General features: G+C 49.5%; 2 protein-coding genes. Both read left to right on the top strand.

Features of this window, described 5'->3' with window-relative positions; genetic code table 11:
• Positions 1 to 255 precede the first annotated feature (255 nt).
• Positions 256 to 1,830, top strand: a complete 1,575-nt coding sequence (gene istA / locus G5B42_RS10740) for an IS21 family transposase (RefSeq protein WP_181340479.1) — start codon at positions 256 to 258, stop codon at positions 1,828 to 1,830.
• Positions 1,809 to 2,392 (top strand): ATP-binding protein (locus G5B42_RS10735; RefSeq protein ID WP_181340478.1); only part of this gene is annotated, 584 nt, incomplete at its 3' end. The genes istA and G5B42_RS10735, both read left to right, overlap by 22 nt.

The following is a 2,392-nucleotide window of genomic DNA, read 5'->3' as shown; positions in this document are numbered from 1 at the left end:
CGCGAAATACGGTTCATCTCGATCACCTAATACGGCTCAAGCCGATCACCCAATACGGTTCATTGCGATCGCGTGATACGGTTCATGCCGATCGCCCAAAACGGTTTATCCCGATCGCCTAATACGGTTCAAACCGATCACTTTTGGCGGGGTATCCTCTAATCACCAATTTTGATCACCAATTTGCCATAGGACATCTGCGTCACCGAATCTAAGTTCTCAGATAACTTAGATGAGAAAGGTGGATGCGAGACTATGGCCGCGAGGAGGATATCCGTGCGAAAAATCTTGGAAATATTAAAGCTCAAATGGCAAGACGGGTTAAGTAACCGCCAGATTGCTGTTAACTGCAATGTTTCGCCCAGTACTGTAAGTGACCTCATTCAAAGAGCTACACATGCAGGCCTTTCGTGGCCATCGGTGCAACAGATGACTGATAAGGAACTGGAAGCACTGCTCTACGTTGATGTCAGCACCAGAAAGCCGCCTCATGTAATGCCTGATTGGCAGCAGGTTCATAAAGAGCTGTCCAGACCAGGTGTAACTCTTAAACTCCTGTGGTGGGAATACAAAGAGCTACATCCCGATGGGTTTCAGTACACACAGTTTTGTTACCATTACCGGCAGTGGGCCAAGCATCTTGATGTTGTCATGCGCCAGCACCATAAGGCCGGAGAAAAGGTCTTTGTTGACTGGGCTGGACAGACTTTTCCCATCTACGACCCGGTTACCGGTGATATTCATCCAGCGTATATGTTCGTAGCCGTCTTAGGAGCCAGTAATTACTGTTTTGCGCATCTGTTTCCGGCTATGGAGCTAAATTACTGGATTCTTGGCCACTGTTTGGCCTTTGAGTTCTTTGGCGGAATACCTGTCATAGTAGTGCCAGACAACCTGAAAACTGGTGTTACAAAGGCCAATTATTATGATCCTGAGATCAATCCGACCTATGCCGACATGGCCCGTCACTATGGAGTAGTTGTTCTCCCCACGAGAGTGCGCAAACCGAATGACAAAGCCAAAGTCGAAAACGCGGTTCTTCATGTGGAGCGCAACATTTTGGCAGCCCTGAGGGACTACACATTCTTTAGCCTTGACGAGGCAAATGCCGCGGTTCTTAAAGAGCTTGAAGCGTTGAATAATCGTCCTTTTCAGAAACTGCATGGTTCAAGAACCTCATGGTTCCTGGAAATCGACAAACCGGCACTCAAGCCTCTACCTGAGAAGCGGTATGAAATGCGCCAATGGAAGAAAGCTACGGTTCACATGGACTACCATGTGGAGTTTGAGAAGAGCCTTTACAGCGTCCCATACAAGCTTGTTGGAAAATCTGTCGAGATTTTAGCCACTCAGACGATAGTTGAGATCTACCATCAAGGAATGCTCGTGGCCAGGCACAAACGCTGCGGCCCTTACCAGCGCTTTTCAACAATCAAGGAACATATGCCCTTTTCCCATCAGAAGTATGCTTACCGGAGCCCGGAAGATATGGCGGCCCGGGCTGGTAAGTTGGGAAAACATGCCGAAGAATGGGCCCATGGGCTGTTTGAGCGGTGCGAACACCCCGAACAAGGATACCGTGCGGTTTTGGGTCTTATTCAGCTAGCCAAAAAGTATTCTGCCAAGCGGGTAAACAATGCCTGCAAAAGAGCGATTACCTATGGCGCCTATTCATACCGCAGTATCAAATCCATCCTTGAGAAGGGCTTAGACAGAGTTCCTGTTGATCACCCCCCACAACTTGCACTACCGGAACACGAAAACATCCGGGGAGCTGCTTACTACGCGGAGAAAGGGGGTGATGAAAGATGGGTACTGAACAGACACTAGAGCGCATGCGCAAAATGCGCTTGTCTGGCATGGTTCAGGCATACTTAAGAGATTCCCAGACGGAAGGCATCTCCGAGTTGTCATTTGAAGAACGCCTGGCCCTAATGGTGGACCATGAATGGACTCTGCGGGAATCTAACCGTATTGCCCGCCTGCGTAAAAAAGCCCGGTTTCGTATTGATGCTATGCCTGAAGATATCGACTACGAGCATCCTCGTGGACTTAAGCGCCGGCTTTTTCAAGAGTTGCTGCGTTGCGACTGGATCCGCAAAGGTTACAACGTCCTTATCATTGGTCCAACAGGTGTTGGCAAAACCTTTCTTGCCTGTGCCCTGGGCAACGCAGCCTGTCGAGAGGGGCTATCGGTCAAATATTACCGCATTCCGACACTTCTCCGTGAGCTTGCCATTGCCCAGGGTGATGGGCAGTACTTCGAGCTTCTAAAAACGGTCAGGAAAGCGCAACTACTAATTCTCGATGATTGGGGCCTGGCCAATCTACTTCCGGCGGAATCCCGCGATCTCTTGGAAGTGCTTGAGGACCGTGCGCAGTACCATTCAAC

Source organism: Capillibacterium thermochitinicola, from assembly GCF_013664685.1.
GTDB lineage: Bacteria > Bacillota > UBA4882 > UBA10575 > UBA10575 > Capillibacterium > Capillibacterium thermochitinicola.
Note: the sequence above shows the minus strand (reverse complement) of the source record. Positions and strands in the feature narration are given on the sequence as shown.